15 protein-coding genes are annotated in these 19,068 nt (G+C 62.6%); 12 read left to right on the top strand and 3 right to left on the bottom strand.

The genetic code is table 11. From position 1 onward, the window contains the following. Positions 1-164 precede the first annotated feature (164 nt). The 3 genes from AC1RTQ_RS01940 to AC1RTQ_RS01950 are packed head-to-tail and all read left to right on the top strand — an operon-like array spanning position 165 to position 4,365. On the top strand, positions 165-2,477 hold the full coding sequence (locus tag AC1RTQ_RS01940) for a hypothetical protein (protein WP_492873956.1): 2,313 nt from the start codon (positions 165-167) through the stop codon (positions 2,475-2,477). After that, positions 2,459-3,661, top strand: a complete 1,203-nt coding sequence (locus AC1RTQ_RS01945; protein WP_492873957.1) for a hypothetical protein — start codon at positions 2,459-2,461, stop codon at positions 3,659-3,661. The genes AC1RTQ_RS01940 and AC1RTQ_RS01945 overlap by 19 nt, the downstream gene beginning before the upstream one ends. Continuing rightward, entirely contained in the window at positions 3,658-4,365 is a 708-nt protein-coding gene (locus AC1RTQ_RS01950; protein ID WP_302089109.1) for a DUF1266 domain-containing protein, read from the top strand. The genes AC1RTQ_RS01945 and AC1RTQ_RS01950 overlap by 4 nt, the downstream gene beginning before the upstream one ends. A gap of 66 nt (positions 4,366-4,431) precedes the next feature. Here AC1RTQ_RS01950 and AC1RTQ_RS01955 read toward each other — a convergent pair whose 3' ends face one another. Then, positions 4,432-5,010 (bottom strand): C40 family peptidase, encoded by a 579-nt coding sequence (locus AC1RTQ_RS01955; protein ID WP_302089108.1) that lies wholly within the window; start codon positions 5,008-5,010, stop codon positions 4,432-4,434. Between the two features lie 333 nt (positions 5,011-5,343). Next, positions 5,344-6,735 (bottom strand): signal recognition particle protein, encoded by a 1,392-nt coding sequence (ffh, locus tag AC1RTQ_RS01960; RefSeq protein WP_302089107.1) that lies wholly within the window; start codon positions 6,733-6,735, stop codon positions 5,344-5,346. A 236-nt stretch (positions 6,736-6,971) separates the two neighbouring features. On the opposite strand from ffh, the gene AC1RTQ_RS01965 reads away from it, so the two are divergent. The 9 genes from AC1RTQ_RS01965 to AC1RTQ_RS02005 all read left to right on the top strand — a co-directional run bounded on the left by AC1RTQ_RS01965 (position 6,972) and on the right by AC1RTQ_RS02005 (position 18,047). Continuing rightward, on the top strand, positions 6,972-7,202 hold the full coding sequence (locus AC1RTQ_RS01965; RefSeq protein WP_492873959.1) for a hypothetical protein: 231 nt from the start codon (positions 6,972-6,974) through the stop codon (positions 7,200-7,202). Positions 7,203-7,228: 26 nt separating this feature from the next. Further along, positions 7,229-8,035: a cytochrome C assembly family protein gene (locus AC1RTQ_RS01970; RefSeq protein WP_003075234.1), complete on the top strand. Its 807-nt coding sequence runs from the start codon at positions 7,229-7,231 to the stop codon at positions 8,033-8,035. Beyond that, positions 8,032-8,277: a PP0621 family protein gene (locus AC1RTQ_RS01975; RefSeq protein ID WP_492873961.1), complete on the top strand. Its 246-nt coding sequence runs from the start codon at positions 8,032-8,034 to the stop codon at positions 8,275-8,277. The genes AC1RTQ_RS01970 and AC1RTQ_RS01975 overlap by 4 nt, the downstream gene beginning before the upstream one ends. A 4-nt stretch (positions 8,278-8,281) precedes the next feature. Then, entirely contained in the window at positions 8,282-10,087 is a 1,806-nt protein-coding gene (locus AC1RTQ_RS01980; RefSeq protein ID WP_492874511.1) for a sensor histidine kinase, read from the top strand. Positions 10,088-10,134: 47 nt separating this feature from the next. Continuing rightward, entirely contained in the window at positions 10,135-11,601 is a 1,467-nt protein-coding gene (locus tag AC1RTQ_RS01985; RefSeq protein ID WP_492874512.1) for a sigma-54-dependent transcriptional regulator, read from the top strand. Beyond that, complete coding sequence (gene ampD, locus AC1RTQ_RS01990) at positions 11,594-12,232, top strand: 1,6-anhydro-N-acetylmuramyl-L-alanine amidase AmpD (RefSeq protein WP_492873963.1); 639 nt, start codon at positions 11,594-11,596, stop codon at positions 12,230-12,232. Before AC1RTQ_RS01985 ends, ampD begins: the two co-directional genes overlap by 8 nt. 505 nt (positions 12,233-12,737) lie before the next feature. Continuing rightward, a complete protein-coding gene (locus tag AC1RTQ_RS01995; protein WP_492873965.1) occupies positions 12,738-15,647 on the top strand; it encodes a ribonucleoside-diphosphate reductase subunit alpha in 2,910 nt (969 codons plus the stop codon). 220 nt (positions 15,648-15,867) lie between these two features. Then, positions 15,868-16,959 (top strand): ribonucleotide-diphosphate reductase subunit beta, encoded by a 1,092-nt coding sequence (locus tag AC1RTQ_RS02000; RefSeq protein WP_492873966.1) that lies wholly within the window; start codon positions 15,868-15,870, stop codon positions 16,957-16,959. 179 nt (positions 16,960-17,138) lie between these two features. Beyond that, positions 17,139-18,047 (top strand): hypothetical protein, encoded by a 909-nt coding sequence (locus AC1RTQ_RS02005; protein WP_492873968.1) that lies wholly within the window; start codon positions 17,139-17,141, stop codon positions 18,045-18,047. A gap of 115 nt (positions 18,048-18,162) precedes the next feature. Here the strand turns inward: AC1RTQ_RS02005 and AC1RTQ_RS02010 are convergent, their stop codons facing one another. After that, a complete protein-coding gene (locus AC1RTQ_RS02010; RefSeq protein WP_492873970.1) occupies positions 18,163-19,062 on the bottom strand; it encodes a carbohydrate kinase family protein in 900 nt (299 codons plus the stop codon). Positions 19,063-19,068: the final 6 nt, after the last annotated feature.

The following is a 19,068-nucleotide window of genomic DNA, read 5'->3' on the forward strand; positions in this document are numbered from 1 at the left end:
CCACCAAAAGCCTGCCTGCAATGCCAAGGCAGGCTTTTTTCATGACTGGTTATAAATTCTGTAACAAATGGTGATGCCCTGCCGGATGGCACACGCCTCTTCAATCCGCCGCTAGGATGATGGCCTATTGGGGCCAAGCTGCCTCGGATTGAACTCTGGACACCATGAACCAAACTGCCGCACTGCAGGGCGATGCCATCTACGCCTTGCTGGATCAAGCCCATGAGCTGCTGAACGACTACAACGACGACAAGCCCGGCAGCATCAGCCGTCAGGACCGCATCGCCGCTGCGGTGGAATTGATGGGGCAGCAGAACTTTGCCCCAGCCACCGTGCAGGAGCTCGAGCGCATTCACGACTTCTGGCTCTACCTCGATCAGCCCGAAGCGGCCAACAAGCTGCTGCAGCAGCATCGCGGCGCCGCCCTGGCCGCGGCCGACGAACTGAGCCCCGCAGAAGCCGCGCTGCGCCTGAGCCTGAGCGACATCCAGAGCCGCATGGGCTTTGACCAGCCCTCCGCGCAAGCCTTGCTGGGTTCGGCGGCACAGGCCATTGCCCGGCTGCCCGAAGATGTGGACAGCGACAACTACTGGCATGGCTGGCACTGGATGGCCTCGCAGCTCCAGGCCTGGGAAGCTGCGGCCACGGGCCTTGAGCTGCAACGCGCCCAGGAGCGTCGCAACCCCGATCTGGCCGAAGATGCGGCCTACCTCGATGCCATCGTCTGCGTTCGCAAGGCGGAAATGGCCCAGAAAAGCGGCCACGCCAGCGAGGCCGCCAGCCTGGTGCAGAACGCCATCAATCTCCTGCGCGATGCTGCGCCCGACCAGCAGGTGGACTTTGACCGCTGGATGACGCTGGCCGATCATGTGCTGCCGCTGGCCCCGCAAAGCCTGCCCGCCTTGCTCATGGCCTGCGAGCAGCAATTGGCCGCCCTGGAAAATCCCCCGCCCTCGCAAGCCGTCAAGGCGCATCGCCAGGTCAAGATCGTGCGGCTGCAGGCCCAGGCCTGCGCTCAGGCCGGTCAGCTGGAGGCAGCCATTCAACTAGCGCCTCAGGGACACTTCGGACTGACGGATGACTCGGGCGACCCCTTCACCGCTTCCTGGCTGGGCTGGCTGGAGCAGGCCGGGCACCTGAAGCAAGCCGCCGATCTGGCGCTGCAAAGCGTGCTCCACGCTCGTCCCGTCTCGGCCGTAGCCGCCTTCGAGCTGGCCAACAAGCAGTTCAGCAACGACCCGGAAAACGCCATCACCTGGGCCCTGGTTCTGGCCATTGGTCAAACCGACGAGGACATGCGCCAGCTGCTTGCGCAAGAAGAGAGGCCGCTGCACCCGGCGGATTTCTATCTGAGCATGGTGCGCGCAGCCCAGCCGGCGCATCCGGTGCTGGCCTTGCTCGACGGCCTGCGTCTGGCACGCAAGCGCCAGATGGAGCAGGCTCTGCCGCTGCTGGAAATCGGCGTGGGCCAGCACCCCGAGATGGCCGACAGCGACAAGCTGCCCGCGCTCTGGGCTGCCCGCTTTGCCGCGCTGCCGCTGGAAGAAGCGCTGGCTCGGCCCTTCCCCCAGGGCCATGGCGCGCACTGGTGCTACGCCGCCGGCGTGGTCCTGGACGATGCAGACGATCTGGCTCCGCTGATGGGCGGCAAGAAGAAAGTGCCTGCGCAGGAGGTGCGCGAGCCTCTGGTCGTGCGCTACTACGAGGAAGGTCTTGCCCGCTTCGAGCATTTCTGGGCGACTGGCCAGGGCCGCTTCAAGGATGGCGACCTGCATGTGTACTCCATGCTCTGCAACAACCTGGCCATCAAGTACCGCTTCATGGACCGCTACGACGAGGCCGCCGAGCTGCACCACAAGGGACTGGGCAGCAGCCCGTTTGCCGAGCATCACAACGGCCTGCTGTGGTGCGCCGTGGGCAAGGACGACGATGAGCAGACCGTGGTCGAGGCCGAGCGCCTGTGGCATTTTGTCCAGGAGCATGGCTACAGCCGCCATGAACCCACGCGTTACTTCTCCACCGTCGCCATGTCGCTCTACAAGCTCAACCGCGATGACGAGATCAGCATCTGGATGGAGCGTCTGGACCAATGGTTCCACGACCTGGATGAAGACGAACAGCGCGACGTGCGCCGCAACTACCTGGCGTCGCTGATGTCCATGCTGGACTTTTTCTCCAGCACACGCCCCGAGCTGGTGCTGCCGCGCCTGCGCACGCATCAGCAAGAAGTCATTGCGCTGCAGGACTGCTATCCGCTGCGCCGTCTGGCCTGTGCGCTGGAAGCCTACCCCGAGCTGCTGGAGGAATCCGTGGCACTGCACAAGCAGGCCAACAGCTATCTGGACAAGGACGACGACGAGGACGAGCGGCGCATGTCGCAGTCCGGCATAGAGCGCGCCGAGCGCAAGCTGGCCGAGCGCGACGCCCAGACCGGCGCTGCGGCATCGGGTCGCAAACCGTGGTGGAAATTCTGGTGAATCAGGTCGTTGAAAAAGCCGCTGCCGCCAGTGCCTACAAGGCGCGCGATGTCGTCAACGCCCCAGCCATCAAGCAGCGCATCAAAGAGCGCAGCGCAGAGCGCGGTGACGCTGCCGATGTCGCCGCCTGGCTGGGCAACCATTTCTACCGCCATGTGGTGGGCAATCTGCAGGCCGACGAGCCTGCCGTGCTGCGCATTGCCGACGCCCGGCAGTTGCAGGAGCTGGCCGGCCGCCAGGAGCCGCCGGCCTGGGCGCTGGAGCGGCTGGCGCGCAAGCAGGCCGGCTTCGAGCTGCCCGACCTCTGGTGGGTGCTGCCCGACAGCGCCGCCCTGCTGGCGCTGGAGACGCGGCTGGTGGAGTTTCTCTCCACCCGCAAGGGCACCTCTCTGGAAGGCAAGCTTCAGCGCGTGAACTGCCCACAGGCGCTGGCGCGCTGGACGCTGGAGCATCTGGCTTTCGAGAAAAAACAGAACAGCGGCCGGGTTGAGCACAGCCAAAGCGCCGTGCACGGGCTGCTGCGTGGCCAGCACGGCACGTTTGTGGAGTTTGACGCCACAAGTGCGCAGATGCGCCAGGAAATGGCCTATGAAAGCCAGATGATGGGCCACTGCGTGGGCCAGTTTGCCAACCGCAAGTCCTTCAGCGGCGGCTATGGAGAACATTACGCCGAGGGTCTCGAATCGGGGCGCATGCGGCTGTTCAGCTACCGCACGGGCACGGCCCAGCCCCGCATCACCGTCAATGCCTATGTTCAAAAGGACGGCAAGCTTCAGATCGAGCAGATCAAGGGCAAGCAGAACCGGCCGCCGATTGCACGCTATACGCCCGATGTGGTGACCCTGCTCAACCATCTGCCGCTCAACGACGAGGTACCCGAAGACGCTCTGTCCATGGGCATTGTGCGCCGCCCGCCCGAGCTGCTGAAGGCCCATCCGGGGCTGGCACCCTGGTGCTCGGTGCAGGAGCTGCAGACCGACGACGAGCAACTGTGGCTGATGCAGCAGCACCCCGACCTGCTGCCCCGGCTCAATCTGCAGTCACCACTGATGCAGTGGATGGTGGCGGCACGCAAGGATTCGCTGGACAGCGAAGTCATTGAACGCATGCCCAAATCCGCCGCACTGAAACAGACCTTGCTGATGGCCAGAAAGCGCCCCGGCCGCCCAGGAGTGCGCACATGAGCATCTGGACGATCCTTTTGCTCATCGCTGCCCTGATCTACTGGGTGCTGCGCGGCGGCTTCAAGCGCCTCAAGGAGGCCAAGCAACGCGGCGACATCATCAGCTACCAGGCGGGCAGCCAGGAGCGCAACTGGGCCCTGGCGCTGGCCCACCCGATGGCCTACCACGCCATGCAAGGCGGCTTTGCCAGCGATCTGCATGGCGCTGACGAAGCGCTGGCCAGGCAGCTGCGCCCCATGATCTTGCACCACCTTGGCCTGCGCACCGACCTCAGCGACGAACAGGTGCGCCTGCAACTGCCCGATGCACTGCGCCAGCGCTGGTTCATGCTGGATCTGCAGCGCCTGCAGCGCAGCGACGACGTGCGCGCCGCGATGGCGTTTGCCTGCGCGCGCGTGACCTTTTTTGTGCGCAGCGCCAGACTGTTGGAATGGACGGACGAAGCCCTGCATTGGGATATCCTTGAGCTCAACGCCCAGCGCGCCCAGCAATGTTTTGACAGCTGGCTTGCTTTCGGCCAGGCCTATGCCCAGGGCCGCGCGCAATGGCTGGCACAAGGCCGCAGCGATGTGCTGGGCAAGGCCTTCACTTCCGAAGAAGTGGCACAATGGGTGACGCAGGAGCAGCACCCCTGGCATGCGATGAGCTGGAATCTGCCGCTGACCGGCGATGAGGCAAAGCCCGCCTCCGCGCCTGCGGCATAAGTGCGAGAACCCGCAAAAACCGAGGGACTGCCAGGCAGTCCCTTTTTTCATCCGCATCGCAGGCGTTCAGGCAAAGATGCTGCGGGCTTCCGTGAATCGCTTGGCGAAGTACACATTGTCCATGCGTACCCGCTGCACCGTTCCGCCGCTGGACGGCGCATGCACGAACTGTCCGTTGCCCACAAAAATTCCCATATGGGAATAGCGCCCGCCCAGAGTGTTGAAGAACACGAAGTCGCCGCGCATCAGATCACGTCCGCCGACCGGGTTGCTGGCCTGCGCCCATTGCGATGTAGTGCGGGGCAGACGGGTTTCCGTGATGCCGCCCACGGCCCACTGAATCAGACCGCTGCAGTCAAAACCGCCTTCAGGCGAGTTGCCGCCATAGGTGTAAGGCGTGTTGACCACCAGCATGGTGCGCGCCAGCAGTGACTCGCGCAGCTCTGCATCCAGGCTCAGGGCATTGGCCGGACGCACGGAGGACCCGCCTTGCGCAGCAGGCCGGGGCTTGTCTTTGGTGGTGGAGCACCCTGCCAGCACCGCCAGCAGCGAGCCCGCAAGCATCAGCGCGCTGCGGCGCTCCAGACATTGAGGCAGAGGTTGCCGCTGACCCGCCTCCACGAAAGTCCTGTCTTGTAGCTTCATGGAAAGGCATGTTCTCAGAAAGCCGCCTGCACATCCAGCAATTGCCCGGAATTGGCGTGCTTCTTTACAAAAAAGTGAGCTGCTCTCGCTTGTCATTCCTTAGATTCAGATGCATTTCTCATCCAAACCCATAAACAACAAGCGCAAGCAGCTCACTTTTTATAGATCGCTGATCTCAAACCAAGCACACCCCAACTCAGGGACAGCGAGCAAGCGCCTATGCCGGCCGCGCCGCCGCGCAGCGAGGCTGTCGTCCTCCTCCCATAGCGCGCAGCGCGTAGAGAGAGGGGGAAGCGGCGGAGCCGCCTAGGCAAAGCCGCTCAGGGGGAGCTATCAGAACGGCAGCTTGGGCATGCCGCCGCCGCCCATCATGCCCTTCATACCCTTCATGCCGCCCATCTTCTTCATCATCTTCATCAGACCGCCGCCCTTGAACTTCTTCATCATGGTCTGCATCTGCTCGAACTCCTTGAGCAGGCGGTTGACCTCCTGAACCTGGACGCCGGCGCCGTCGGCAATGCGCTTCTTGCGCGTGGCCTTGATGATTTCAGGCTTTTTGCGCTCCTTGAGCGTCATGGAGCAGATGATGCCTTCCTTGCGCTTGATCTCGCGCTCGGCCTTGTCCATATCGACCTGACCGGCCTTGCCCGCCAGCTCGGCGGGCAGCTTGTCCATCAGGTTCGAGAGACCGCCCATCTGCTTCATCTGCTGCAGCTGGGCCAGAAAGTCGTTGAGGTCGAAGCCGTCGCCGCTCTTGAGCTTCTCTGCCATCTTCTGCGCGGCTTCCATGTCCACGCCCTTGGTGACCTGCTCGACCAGGGCCACGATGTCGCCCATGCCCAGCACGCGCTGTGCGTGGCGGTCGGCATCGAAGACTTCCAGTCCGTCGATCTTTTCCGAGACACCGGCAAACTTGATGGGAGCGCCCGTGATCTGGCGCACCGACAGCGCCGCACCGCCGCGCGAATCGCCGTCGAGCTTGGTCAGAACGATACCGGTCAGCGGCAGCGCTTCCTTGAAGGCCTTGGCGGTGTTGACCGCATCCTGGCCCTGCATGGCATCGACCACGAACAGGGTTTCGACGGGCTTGAGCGTGGCGTGCAAATCCTTGATTTCGGCCATCAGCAGCTCGTCGATGGCCAGACGGCCGGCCGTATCCACCAGCAGCACATCGAAGAAATGCCTTTTGGCGTAATCAATCGCGGCCACGGCGATATCGTGGGGCTTCTGGTCGGGAGTGGAGGGAAACCACTCGGCGCCAGCCTGGGCCGTCACGGTCTTGAGCTGCTCGATGGCCGCAGGGCGATACACGTCACCCGAGACCGTGAGCACCTTTTTCTTGCGCTTTTCGATCAGATGCTTGGCCAGCTTGGCCGTGGTGGTGGTCTTGCCGGCGCCTTGCAGACCGGCCATCAAAATGACGGCGGGAGGCTGGGCATTGAGGTTGATGTCGGCCACGCCCTCGCCCATGGTCGCCGCCAACTCCTTGTTGACGATGGACACCAGCACCTGGCCGGGCTGCAACGAGCTGATGACTTCCTGGCCCAGCGCCTTTTCCTTGACGCGGGCAATGAAGTCGCGCACCACGGGCAGAGCCACGTCGGCCTCCAGCAAGGCCATGCGCACTTCGCGCAGCATGTCCTGCACATTGGACTCGGTGATGCGGGCCTGGCCGCGCATCTCTTTGACAAGGCGCGAGAGTTTATCGGTGAGTGCGGAGGCCATAAGCAAAAAGCATTCGAAAGTTATGGATGGACGGGAGTCGTGCGCGAGCGAGCAGCACGACTATCCGGGCAGCTTGAGGACCCAGCTCAGGCGAGGCGAGGCTGCATGAACAGGCATTTTACCCGCTGCCCTTGATTGACGATGCCCCGCAGGCTTGTCCGTGATCTGCCTCAGGCGTGCCACGTCGCTGCGCTTTGCTCCACAGCCCCCCGAAAAAGAGACCAGGCAGGTCCTGAATGGACCTGAATCAAGCTCTCCTGCCAGTCCTTGCTCCTGGCGCAAGACGGGCCTGCTGCCGGCTGGGCGGCAAGGCTGGAGACATCGCCCGGCCGGAGAAAATTCTTGAAGACCGGGCTCAAAGTCGACGATCTGCTCTGCAAACACGCAAACCCGCGCTCATGACCGGGCTCAGGCAGCGCTTTATGCGCAAAATTGACGGACGGCAGCGGCTTGCAAAAGAAGAGTAGGGGCCGGCGGCACTATCATAGAAAGCATGCTCTCCCAACCGCTCACTGCAGCTGGCCCCATTGGCTGGATCCTGGCCATGGCAGCGGCCATTGCCTACGCCATTCCTGCACTTGCCACCCAGCACCTGCAAGAAGCCGGTGCCCGTCGCTGCCTGCGCCTGGCCTGGGCACTGCATGCCCTGCTGCTGGGCTGGGGTTTGCTTGGCGAGCTGCCGCACTTCGGCTTTGCTCCCGCCCTGTCGATCACTGCCTGGCTGGTGCTGACCGTCTATGTGGTGGAGCAGCAGCTCTACCCGCAGCTGCGCTCGCGCTGGCCGCTGTCCATCCTGGGAAGCGTGGCCGTGCTTCTGGCGGTGGTGTTCCCCGGCACACCGCTGCACGTCAACGCCTCGCCCTGGCTGCCGCTGCATCTGGCTCTGGGTATTGCCTCCTACGGCCTGTTTGCCGCAGCCGTCGTTCATGGCGCGCTGATGAGCCATGCCGAGCGGCAGATGCGCCAGGGCGGCGACCATGACAGCGGACTGCCGCTGCTGACGCTGGAGCGGCTGACCTTCCGTTTTGTCGGAGCGGGCTTTGTGCTGCTGACCGCCACACTGGCCGCTGGCTGGCTGTTTGGCGAGCAGCTCTATGGCAAGGCATGGGTGTGGAATCACAAATCCATTTTCTCCCTGCTGTCCTGGCTGGCATTTGCCGTGCTGCTGTTCGGCCGCAAGCGATTCGGCTGGCGCGGCCAAAGCGCCGTGCGTGTTCTTTATATCGGCGCCATCTTCTTGCTGCTGGCCTATGTCGGCTCGCGCTTTGTGATTGAAGTGCTGCTGGAGCGCGCAGCATGAAGTACTTGCTGGTCCTGCTGGTCGTGGTGGTGGCTGTCGGCATCTGGCGCGGCAAACGTCGCGCTGAAGTGGCCGAGCAGACCAGGCCTGCCAGCCCCCCCAAGCGCCTACAGTCCATGGTAGCTTGCGCTCACTGCGGCCTTCACTTGCCGCAGGCTGATGCCGTCAACGACGCCTCGGGCAAGATCTTCTGCAGTGCAGAACACCGCCGCCTGGCCCAGCAAGACACTGAGCGCCACTGACCGCATGGTGAACTCCGCCTCGCCCTGGCAGCACACTGCCATCCCGCTCGATGAAGCCATCAGCCGGCGCGCGGACGCCAGCCTCAATGCCCCGTTTGTGCGTCTGTGGCAGGCCTTCCTCAGCGGCCGCGTGCTGCTGGCGCTGGCCCTGGTCTTGCTGCAGACGCTGAATCTGCAGCTGCAGAACATCGGCTCCCCCCTGGCCTGGCTGATCTGCTTCACCTATCTGACGCTGACCATCGTGCTGCGCCTGGCTGCCGGACGCCACTTGCCAGCGCCTCGCGCAGCCCTGCAATGGCTGCCAGTGATCGGCGTCGACATTGCAGCGATCCTTTTGCTGCAGATCTTTCAGGTCAGCTCGCTCAACTACACCGCGCTGCTGGCCATTCCCGTCCTGATCTCCTCGGCGCTGGGCGGACTGATGCTGGCCTTTGGCACCACGGCCTGCATCACGCTGCTGACGCTGGCCTACACCTTCTGGCAATACCACGGCGGGCTCAACGACGACGCCCAGTCTTACTACCAGACGGCTTTTTCCTGCGCCGGCTATTTCTGCGTGGCCTATCTCACGCACGAGCTGGCCAAGCGTGTCCGACGCGAGCGTTCCCAGGCCCTGTTCAACCGCTTGCGCACCCAGACCCAGGAGCAGGTCAACAGCCTGGTGATCAACCACTTCTCAGATGGCGTGCTGGTGGTCGACTCGAGCTTGCAGGTTCTGCAGGCCAACCCGGCCGCATTGCAGCTGCTGGGCCTGCCCATAGATCATCCCCAGCCTTTTTCCCTGCAGGCCCATAGCTGGTGGGAGCCACTGGCGCATTCCACACAAGCGAGCTTTGCCCATGCCCGCCCGCTGTCCGCCACGATTCACCTGCAGGCCAATGAACGACACGGTGCCACCGGCATGCATGTGCGCACACGCATCACCGAGGTTTCGGCACCCTATCTGGACGAGGGTCCGCAGGCGCAAGCCAGCCACTCGCTTTGCGTCATGTTTCTTCACGACCTGCGCGAGATGGAAGCGCAGCTGCGCACCGAAAAGCTGGCCTCCATGGGCCGCATGTCGGCTGCCGTAGCGCATGAAATACGCAACCCGCTCGCTGCCATCACCCAGGCCAATGCGCTGCTGGCCGAAGACCTGGCGAGCCAGCCCGGCCCGCAACAGCTATGCCGCATCGTGGGGCAGAACGCCGACCGTCTGGCCCGCATCGCCGAAGAAATCCTCAACCTGGCACGCGTGCAGCAGGGCGCAGAAACCCATCAGGGCCAGTCGCTGCCGCTGGACACCCTGCTGGCCCAGATCAGCCATGAATGGCGCATACAGGCTGCCCCGCCGCGCCAGCTTCTGCTGCGGCTCAATGCAACGGCCCGCCATATCCTGTTCGATGAAGAACATCTGCGCCGCGTGCTGATCAACTTGCTGGACAATGCCCAGCGCCACCGCAGCCATGCCGGCAATGAAGCGGGCCTGCAGCTGATCAGCGGCTACGGGCCCTTGAACGGTCAGATCCAGGGTCTCGCACCGCAGGACGACACCTGCTGGTTCATGGTCTGGAGTGATGGAGCACCGCTGGAGTCCAGCGTCGAACGCCATCTGTTTGAGCCGTTCTTCTCCTCTCAAAGCCGCTCCAGCGGCCTCGGACTCTATATATGCCGCGAGCTGTGCCAGCGCTACGATGCCTCCATCAGCTATCAACGCCTGGCTCGCAACACACCGCAAGGCGATGTGAACGGCAACGCCTTTATCGTGACTCTGCGCAGCGGCCCTTCATCCCTCGCAAGCCACTCCCTGTTTGACTCGATCATGGTGTAAGCCCAGTGACCTCCTCGCCTCACTCATCCGCAGCGGCCAGCATTCTCGTGGTCGATGATGAACCGGATCTGCGCACGCTCTACGAGCTGACTCTGCTGCGGGAAGGCTACCGCGTGGAAACTGCGGGCTCGGTCCAGGAAGGCATGGCTCAGTTGCAAGGCCGCAACTTCGATGTCTTGATTACCGATATGCGCCTGCCCGACGGGATCGGCATGGAGCTGCTGCAGCTGCTACGCGACCAGTCACGCAGCGAGCGCTGCATCGTCATGACGGCCTACGGCTCTGCCGAAAACGCCGTCGAGGCCCTGCGCGCGGGGGCGTTCGACTATCTGACCAAGCCCGTGGACCTGCGCCAGTTCCGCCAGGTCGTGGCATCGGCCGTGCAAGGCATTGGCGCTGTGCCCAAGCCCGGCAACCCGCCAACCAGCGGCAGCTCGGCCGCCAGCGGCACAGGGGCGGGAACGCAACCTGGCGCCCTGGAGGCTCTGGTTGGCCAGTCTCAGGCCATGCAACTGGTCAAACAGCGCATTGCCAAGGTCGCCAAAGGCATGGCTCCCGTGCTGATCCAGGGTGAATCGGGCACGGGCAAGGAACTGGTGGCATGCGCCCTGCACGGCTGCAGCCAGCGGGCCGACGGTCCCATGGTCTCGGTCAACTGCGGTGCCATCCCGGAAAACCTGCTCGAAGCCGAGTTCTTCGGCGCGCGCAAGGGCTCCTACACCGGTGCCACGCAGGACAGGCCCGGCTACTTCCAGGCCGCACAGGGCGGCACCTTGTTTCTCGATGAAATCGGCGACCTGCCCCTGGCCATGCAGGCCAAGCTGCTGCGCGCCATTCAGGAGCGCAAGATTCGTCCGCTGGGCAGCACCCAGGAAGAAGCCGTCGATGTGCGCATCGTCAGTGCCACCCACCGCGATCTGGGAGCGCAAGTGCAGGCAGGCAATTTCCGCCAGGACCTGTTCTACCGTCTCAATGTCATCGAAATCGAGCTGCCCGCGCTGCGCGAGCGCCGTGAAGACCTGGGCCAGCTATGCCAGGCTTTGCTGCAAAAGCTGGCCCGCGAGTCCGGACTGCCCACGCCGGAGCTGGACAATATCAGCATCAGCCAGATCGCCAGGCTTCCGCTGCCAGGCAATGTGCGCGAGCTGGAGAACGTGCTGCACCGCGCCATTGCACTGGGCGAGGAAGGCCCGCTGCGTCTGCCCGAATCCGGCGTGCCGACCGAGGACGCTGGGGCGGCGGCAGACGCCTTCTCGGACGCTGGGGCATCGAGCGCGCCGCAGCCGCAAGCTCGGCACGCAGGCAGTCCGGCCACGCTGCCGGAGGATCTGCAAGGCTGGCTTGATGAGCAGGAGCGCAGCATTTTGGTCAGAGCCCTTCAGGACAACGGCTTCAACCGCACAGCCACGGCGGCCAGACTTGGCATCAGCCTGCGCCAGATTCGCTACCGCATCGACCGTCTGGGCATAGACCTGCCGGCCGAAGGCAGCAAACACCAGAGCGACAATGTCTGACCCCACACCTCATTTCTCATCCTTGCCGCTGCCACAGCAGCCTTGGCAGGCCGGCTGGTATGGTGCGGCGCGCCAGCTGAGATCTCCCAATTTCGGCCCTCGCCCCGGGGACGCGCAGATCGACCTCGTCATCATCCACTCCATCAGCCTGCCTCCGGGCCAGTACGGCACAGGCGCGGTGCAGCAGTTGTTCACCAACCAGCTGGACTGGGACGCCCATCCTTATTACCAGGGCATTCGCGGCCTCGAAGTCTCGTCACATTTCTTTATCACGCGTCATGGCGAGATCTGGCAGTTCGTCAGCTGCGACGACCGCGCCTGGCATGCCGGCGTGAGCCAGTGGCGCGGGCGCGAGCGCTGCAACGACGACTCCATCGGCATCGAACTCGAAGGCCTGGAAGGCCTGAGCTTTGAAGCTGCGCAGTACCAGGCCCTGCAGCAGCTTTGCATCGCCATCGCGGCGCACTATCCCGTGCACTACATCGCCGGACACGAGCACGTCGCGCCCGGGCGCAAGCAGGACCCCGGCCCGGGCTTTGACTGGCAGCGGCTGCAGCAGCAGCTGGGCAGCACGGACGGCACGCGCAGCTGGCAATTCCCCACCAGTCCTTCAGCCTCAGGCGCAGCCTGAAATCTTCATAGCACCTACCGCCTTTCAGCACTCGATTTCATACACATTCGTAGCTGAAATCTTTTACTGGAAGGCGCTATGCGCTCCTCATTTTGAGAATCCCAAGCATCCATCGTTGCAGGGCTTCGAAACGGCATGTCAATGGCGCGCGCGCAACAACTGTCGCCTGCATCAAACACGCAAATTTTTTACATATTTCCAGCCCGATCTGCCGCCGCGCGCAACCGCGCCACAGGCCTTTATTCATGCGGGATGAAGTCATTTTTGCGGCTGTCAAGCGGCGCTCGAAATGCCAGATTCGGTAGTTTCATCAGGTCGCTCGGATTTAAGCGCGATACACTACCGGTAGTGTTTTGAAGCGCCCCAGACCCCATATCTAGTGTTTACAAGTTGTGCACACCCTGTGCAAACCATGTGTAAACCGAGGCGCCGAATCGTGTTTTTGATGGCCTGCCAGCAGTGCAGGCCTTTGTCTGCCTATCCACATACTGACTCAGAGGAACTTATGCAAGAAGCGTTGAACTCACTGCCTTCTGCCGCACCTGCCGGTGCAGCCAATTCTTCCTCCCCCAATGACAGCTATCAGATCATCCGCCGCAGCGGCGATGTGGTGGCTTTCGCGCCCCAGAAGATTGCCGTGGCCCTGACCAAGGCTTTCCTGGCCGTGCGCGGCGCGCAAGGCGCGGCTTCCGCCAGCGTGCGCGACACCGTCAACGAACTCACCGACGGCGTGGTGCGCGCACTGGTGCGCTCGCGCCCCGATGGCGGCACCTTCCATATCGAAGATGTGCAGGACCAGGTCGAACTGGGCCTGATGCGCGCCGGTCACCAGGACGTGGCCCGCGCCTATGTGCTGTATCGCGAGCGCCGCAACCAGGAGCGTGCCGAGCAGAAGAAGGTCGCCGAAGTGGCCGCAGCTGCCACCGCCAAGCCCGTGCTGCATGTGACCGACAACGGCCAGCGCGTGCCGCTGGACCAGGAGCGCCTGGAGGCTCTGATCGTCGCTTCCTGCCGCCATCTGAATGCCGACATCCAGTCCGCGCCCATCGTGGCCGAGACCCTGCGCAATCTGTATGACGGCGTGCCCCTGGCCGAGGTCTACAAGGCATCCATCCTGGCCGCCCGTACGCTGATCGAAAAAGACCCCGACTACACCTACGTCACCGCCCGCCTGCTGCTGCACACCATCGTGCGCGAAGTCATGGGCTGCGACGTACAGCCCACGGAAATGCAGGCCGCCTATGCCGACTACTTCCCCGGCTTTGTGCAAAAAGGCGTGGACAACGAGCTGCTCAACCCCGAGCTGCTGAACTACGACCTGCCCCGTCTGGCCAAGGCTCTGAAGGCCGAGCGCGACGAGCAGTTCGACTACCTGGGTCTGCAGACCCTGTACGACCGCTACTTCCTGCACGTGCGCAAGAGCCGCATCGAGCTGCCCCAGTCCTTCTTCATGCGCGTGGCCATGGGCCTGGCGCTGAACGAGCCCGACCGCAACGCCCGTGCCATCGAGTTCTACGAGCTGCTGTCGTCCTTTGACTTCATGTCGTCCACTCCCACGCTGTTCAACAGCGGCACGCTGCGCTCGCAGCTGTCGTCCTGCTACCTGACCACCGTGCCCGACGACCTGGACGGCATCTACGAATCCATCAAGGAAAATGCTCTGCTGTCCAAGTTTGCCGGCGGCCTGGGCAATGACTGGACTCGTGTGCGTGCCCTGGGCTCGCGCATCAAGGGCACCAACGGCGAATCGCAAGGCGTGGTTCCCTTCCTCAAGGTGGTCAACGACACCGCCGTCGCCGTGAACCAGGGCGGCAAGCGCAAGGGCGCGGTCTGCACCTATCTGGAAACCTGGCACCTGGACATCGAAGAATTCCTGGAGCTGCGCAAGAACACCGGCGACGATCGCCGCCGCACCCACGACATGAACACGGCGAACTGGATTCCCGACCTGTTCATGAAGCGCGTGATGGAAGCAGGCCAGTGGACCCTGTTCTCGCCCGCCGACGCTCCCGATCTGCACGACCTGTACGGCGAAGCCTTCGAGAAGGCCTATACCGCCTATGAAGCCAAGACCGACAGCGGCGAGCTCAAGCTGTTCAAGCGCGTGCCGGCCGTGGATCTGTGGCGCAAGATGCTCTCGATGCTGTTCGAGACCGGCCATCCCTGGATCACCTTCAAGGACCCCTGCAACATCCGCTCGCCCCAGCAGCACGTGGGTGTGGTGCACTCGTCCAACCTGTGCACCGAGATCACGCTCAACACCAGCGACACCGAAACCGCGGTCTGCAACCTGGGCTCGGTGAACCTGGTCCAGCACATCAAGGACGGCAAGATCGACCACGACAAGCTGCGCAAGACCGTGAACACGGCCATGCGCATGCTGGACAACGTGATCGACATCAACTACTACGCCGTGCAAAAGGCCAAGGACTCCAATCTGCGCCACCGCCCCGTGGGCATGGGCCTGATGGGTTTCCAGGATGCGCTGTATGAAATGCGCACCGCCTACGCCAGCCAGGGCGCCGTCGAGTTCGCCGACGAAGCCATGGAAGCCATCTGCTACTACGCTTACTGGGCATCGACCGAGCTGTCCAAGGAACGCGGCACCTACTCCACCTTCAAGGGCTCGCTGTGGGATCAGGGCATCCTGCCTCCCGACACCCTGAAGCTGCTGGAAAAGGCCCGTGGCGGCTATGTGGAAGTGGACCGTTCGGCCAAGCTGGACTGGGATGCCCTGCGCGCCAAGATCGCCCAGGACGGCATGCGCAACTCCAACTGCGTGGCCATTGCCCCCACCGCCACCATCTCCAACATCGTGGGTGTGGATGCCTCGATCGAGCCTTCGTTCGGCAACCTGTCCGTGAAGTCCAACCTGTCTGGCGAATTCACCGTCATCAACCAGTACCTGGTGCGCGACCTCAAGCGCCTGGGCCTGTGGGACGACGTGATGGTCATGGACCTCAAGCATTTCGACGGCTCGCTGCGCGCCATCGACCGCGTGCCGCAAGAGATCAAGAACCTCTACGCCACCGCGTTTGAAGTCTCGCCCGAATGGCTGGTGGAAGCCGCCTCGCGCCGCCAGAAGTGGATCGACCAGGCCCAGAGCCTGAACATCTACATGGCCGGTGCATCGGGCAAGAAGCTGCACGACACCTACATGCTGGCCTGGCTGCGCGGTCTGAAGACTACCTACTACCTGCGCACCACCAGCGCGACCAATATCGAAAAGTCCACCGTGCAAAGCCGCGTGCTGAACGCAGTGTCCTCCGGCGCTCCTGCCGCTTCGGAGGCACCTGCTGCCAAGCCTGCGCTCAGCGCACTGGAAGCCGCTGCTGCCGCAGCCCGTGCCCAGGCACCCGCCACGGACATCAAGTTCTGTGCGATTGACGATCCGGGCTGCGAGGCCTGCCAGTAATTGGCAACACCCCCTGAGGCGCTTTGCCTCAGCGGCCCGCGCCTTCCCCCTCTCTCGCTTCGCGGGAGGGGGACGACACCCTCGGTGCGCGGCGGCGCTTCCTCGGTGTCTCTCGCTTTAGAGTGCGCCAGTATTTGAGTGGCGCCACTCCACCAATAAATGATTGAGAAGCTGGATGTCGATTGCACTGCACCCAGCTTTTGCCCTTCAAGGAATAAGTATGCTGAGCTTTGACGACGACACCTTTGCCTCTTCCGCCACCAGCGCAGAATCCGGCGCGTCCACCAGCACCCACAAGCGCGTGAATGCCGCCGACAAGCGCATCATCAACGCCAAGACCGACGTGAACCAGCTGGTTCCCTTCAAGTACAAGTGGGCCTGGGAAAAGTATCTGGCCACCTGCGCCAACCACTGGATGCCGCAGGAAGTGAACATGACGCGCGACATCGCGCTGTGGAAGGACCCCAACGGTCTGACCGAAGACGAGCGTCGCATCGTCAAACGCAATCTGGGCTTCTTTGTGACGGCCGACTCGCTGGCCGCCAACAACATCGTGCTGGGCACCTACCGCCACATCACGGCGCCCGAGTGCCGCCAGTTCCTGCTGCGCCAGGCCTTCGAAGAAGCCATCCACACTCACGCCTACCAGTACATCGTTGAATCGCTGGGCCTGGATGAATCGGAAATCTTCAACGCCTACAACGAAGTCCAATCCATCCGCGACAAGGACGAGTTCCTGATCCCCTTCATCGAAGCGATCATGGACCCCAACTTCAACACCGGCACGCCCGAAACCGACCAGACTCTGCTGAAGTCGCTGATCGTTTTTGCCTGCCTGATGGAAGGCCTGTTCTTCTACGTGGGCTTCACGCAGATCCTGGCCCTGGGCCGCCAGAACAAGATGACAGGCGCTGCCGAGCAGTACCAGTACATCCTGCGCGACGAGTCCATGCACTGCAACTTCGGCATCGATCTGATCAACCAGCTCAAGCTCGAGAACCCGCATCTGTGGACGGCCGAATTCAAGCAGGAAATCACGGAGCTGTTCCAGAAGGCTGTGGAGCTCGAATATCGCTATGCCGAGGACACCATGCCACGCGGTGTGCTGGGCATGAATGCATCCATGTTCAAGGGCTATCTGCGCTACATCGCCAACCGTCGCGCCACGCAGATCGGTCTGGAGGAACTGTTCCCCGGTGAAGAAAATCCCTTCCCCTGGATGAGCGAAATGATCGATTTGAAGAAAGAACGTAACTTCTTTGAGACACGAGTGATCGAGTATCAGACCGGAGGCGCACTTTCTTGGGATTAATTGCTTCTAAGCAGGCACAATGCGAGTCATGACTTGCTTCACTTCATTGCTACAAAAAACTGAGATTTTTGGCGTGAAGCAAATTTGTGTTCCTAGCGATGCGTAACTCCACATCGCTTTGAATCGTCCGGCACTGCAAAGAGCCGGACGTCTTATGCAAATCAACGAAGGAGAAAATGATGGCAACTGCGAAGAAGACGGCCGCCAAGGCCACAACCGAAAAAAAGACCCCTGCCAAGAAGGCGGCCGCGCCCAAGGCTGAAGCTGTGAAGAAAACAGCTGCAACCAAGACTGCCGCCCCCAAGGCCGCTGCTCCTGCAAAGGCTGCACCCAAGAAGGCTGCAACTGCTGCCAAGGCTGCTGCTCCTGCAAAGGCTGCACCCAAGAAGGCTGCAACCGCTGCCAAGGCTGCTGCTCCTGCAAAGGCTGCACCCAAGAAGGCTGCAACCGCTGCCAAGGCCGCTGCTCCTGCAAAGGCTGCACCCAAGAAGGCTGCAACTGCTGCCAAGGCCGCTGCTCCTGCAAAGGCTGCAACTAAGAAAGCTGCAACTGCTGCCAAGGCTGCTGCTCCCAAGAAGGCTGCAACGACTGCCAAGGCTGCTGCACCCAAGAAGGCTGCAACTGCTGCCAAGGCCGCCGCACCCAAGAAGGCTGCAACTGCTGCTGCCAAGGCTGCTGCACCCAAGAAGGCTGCAACTACTGCCAAGGCCGCCGCCCCCAAGAAGGCTGCAACTGCTGCCAAGGCCGCCGCTCCCAAGAAGGCTGCAACTGCTGCCAAGGCCGCTGCACCCAAGAAGGCTGCAACTGCTGCCAAGGCCGCCGCTCCCAAGAAGGCCGCAACTGCTGCCAAGGCCGCTGCACCCAAGAAGGCTGCAACTGCTGCCAAGGCCGCTGCTCCTGCCAAGGCCGCTGCTGCTCCTGCAAAGACCGCTGCTCCTGCAAAGGCTGCACCCAAGAAGGCTGCCCCCAAGAAAGCTGCCGCACCTGCACCTGCACCTGCCGCCGTCACCGAAACCACCGCACCCGTGGCACAGACCCGCCTGGCACCTCAAGCCGCCTGGCCCTTCCCCACAGGTAACAAGCCCTGATCGGTTCGCTGACCTGCACGCCATAAAAAAGCCCGAACTCTCTTGCGAGAGTCGGGCTTTTTTACATGCCTGATATTAGTGCCGATATCAGTGCCCTCAAGGCACTGACACCCCATCAGGGCTGGAAGTCCAGCTGATAGTTCTGCGGGCCGCGATGCGCCACCTTGAGCGCCCCCATGCGGTTTCCCAGTTCGGCGCAACGCAGCAGATCCCAACCACGCTCCAGACCAAACAGGAACGCACCACGCCAGGCATCGCCGCAACCTGTGGGATCGACCACGGCAGCGGGCTTCACCGAAGCAACCAGTGTCTTTTCACCCTGCTGCCAGACTTCGCAGCCTTCGGCGCCCAGTGTCACGACCAGGCCGCGCACCTTGCGCGAAATCTCCTCAAAGCTCAGGCCTGTGCGCTCGCTGAGCATCTTGCCTTCATAGTCGTTCACTGCCACCCAGTCGGCCTGCTCGATAAAGGCCTTGAGCTCGTCACCATTGAACATGGGCAGGCCCTGACCGGGATCGAACACAAAAGGAATGCCTGCAGCCTTGAACTGGGCGGCGTGCTCCATCATGGCTTGACGGCCATCGGGAGCAACAATGCCGATCTTGATATCGGCAGCCATGTCGGCCGTGATGGGGTTCTCGTGCGCCTGCATCATGGCGCCTGGGTGGAAAGCCGTGATCTGGTTGTTGTCACGATCGGTCATGATCATGCACTGCGCCGTATGCGTGCTCTGCAGCTGACCCACATGACGGGTCTCAATACCCAGATCCTTGAAGCGCTGCACATAGTCCGCACCGTCGCTGCCCACCATGGCCATGGGATGAGCATCGCCACCGAGCAGCTTCAGGCTGTAGGCAATATTGCCGGCGCAGCCACCAAAATCGCGGCGCAGCGTGGGCACCAGAAACGACACATTGAGGATGTGCAGCTGATCGGGAAGAATCTGGTCGGCAAAACGACCTTCAAAGGTCATGATGTTGTCGAATGCCAGCGACCCACAGATCAAAGCGGCCATGATGCG

It is taken from the genome of Comamonas sp. GW821-FHT11H03, assembly GCF_058807955.1.

Excerpts from the sequence above, each read along its gene's own strand:
- AC1RTQ_RS01940 (WP_492873956.1), top strand. The coding sequence starts at position 165 with ATGAACCAAACTGCCGCACTGCAGGGCGATGCCATCTACGCCTTGCTG.
- AC1RTQ_RS01950 (WP_302089109.1), top strand. The coding sequence starts at position 3,658 with ATGAGCATCTGGACGATCCTTTTGCTCATCGCTGCCCTGATCTACTGG.
- AC1RTQ_RS01955 (WP_302089108.1), bottom strand. The coding sequence starts at position 5,010 with ATGAAGCTACAAGACAGGACTTTCGTGGAGGCGGGTCAGCGGCAACCT.
- ffh (WP_302089107.1), bottom strand. The coding sequence starts at position 6,735 with ATGGCCTCCGCACTCACCGATAAACTCTCGCGCCTTGTCAAAGAGATG.
- AC1RTQ_RS01965 (WP_492873959.1), top strand. The coding sequence starts at position 6,972 with ATGGACCTGAATCAAGCTCTCCTGCCAGTCCTTGCTCCTGGCGCAAGA.
- AC1RTQ_RS01970 (WP_003075234.1), top strand. The coding sequence starts at position 7,229 with ATGCTCTCCCAACCGCTCACTGCAGCTGGCCCCATTGGCTGGATCCTG.
- AC1RTQ_RS01975 (WP_492873961.1), top strand. The coding sequence starts at position 8,032 with ATGAAGTACTTGCTGGTCCTGCTGGTCGTGGTGGTGGCTGTCGGCATC.
- AC1RTQ_RS01980 (WP_492874511.1), top strand. The coding sequence starts at position 8,282 with ATGGTGAACTCCGCCTCGCCCTGGCAGCACACTGCCATCCCGCTCGAT.
- ampD (WP_492873963.1), top strand. The coding sequence starts at position 11,594 with ATGTCTGACCCCACACCTCATTTCTCATCCTTGCCGCTGCCACAGCAG.
- AC1RTQ_RS01995 (WP_492873965.1), top strand. The coding sequence starts at position 12,738 with ATGCAAGAAGCGTTGAACTCACTGCCTTCTGCCGCACCTGCCGGTGCA.
- AC1RTQ_RS02000 (WP_492873966.1), top strand. The coding sequence starts at position 15,868 with ATGCTGAGCTTTGACGACGACACCTTTGCCTCTTCCGCCACCAGCGCA.
- AC1RTQ_RS02005 (WP_492873968.1), top strand. The coding sequence starts at position 17,139 with ATGGCAACTGCGAAGAAGACGGCCGCCAAGGCCACAACCGAAAAAAAG.
- AC1RTQ_RS02010 (WP_492873970.1), bottom strand. The coding sequence starts at position 19,062 with ATGGCCGCTTTGATCTGTGGGTCGCTGGCATTCGACAACATCATGACC.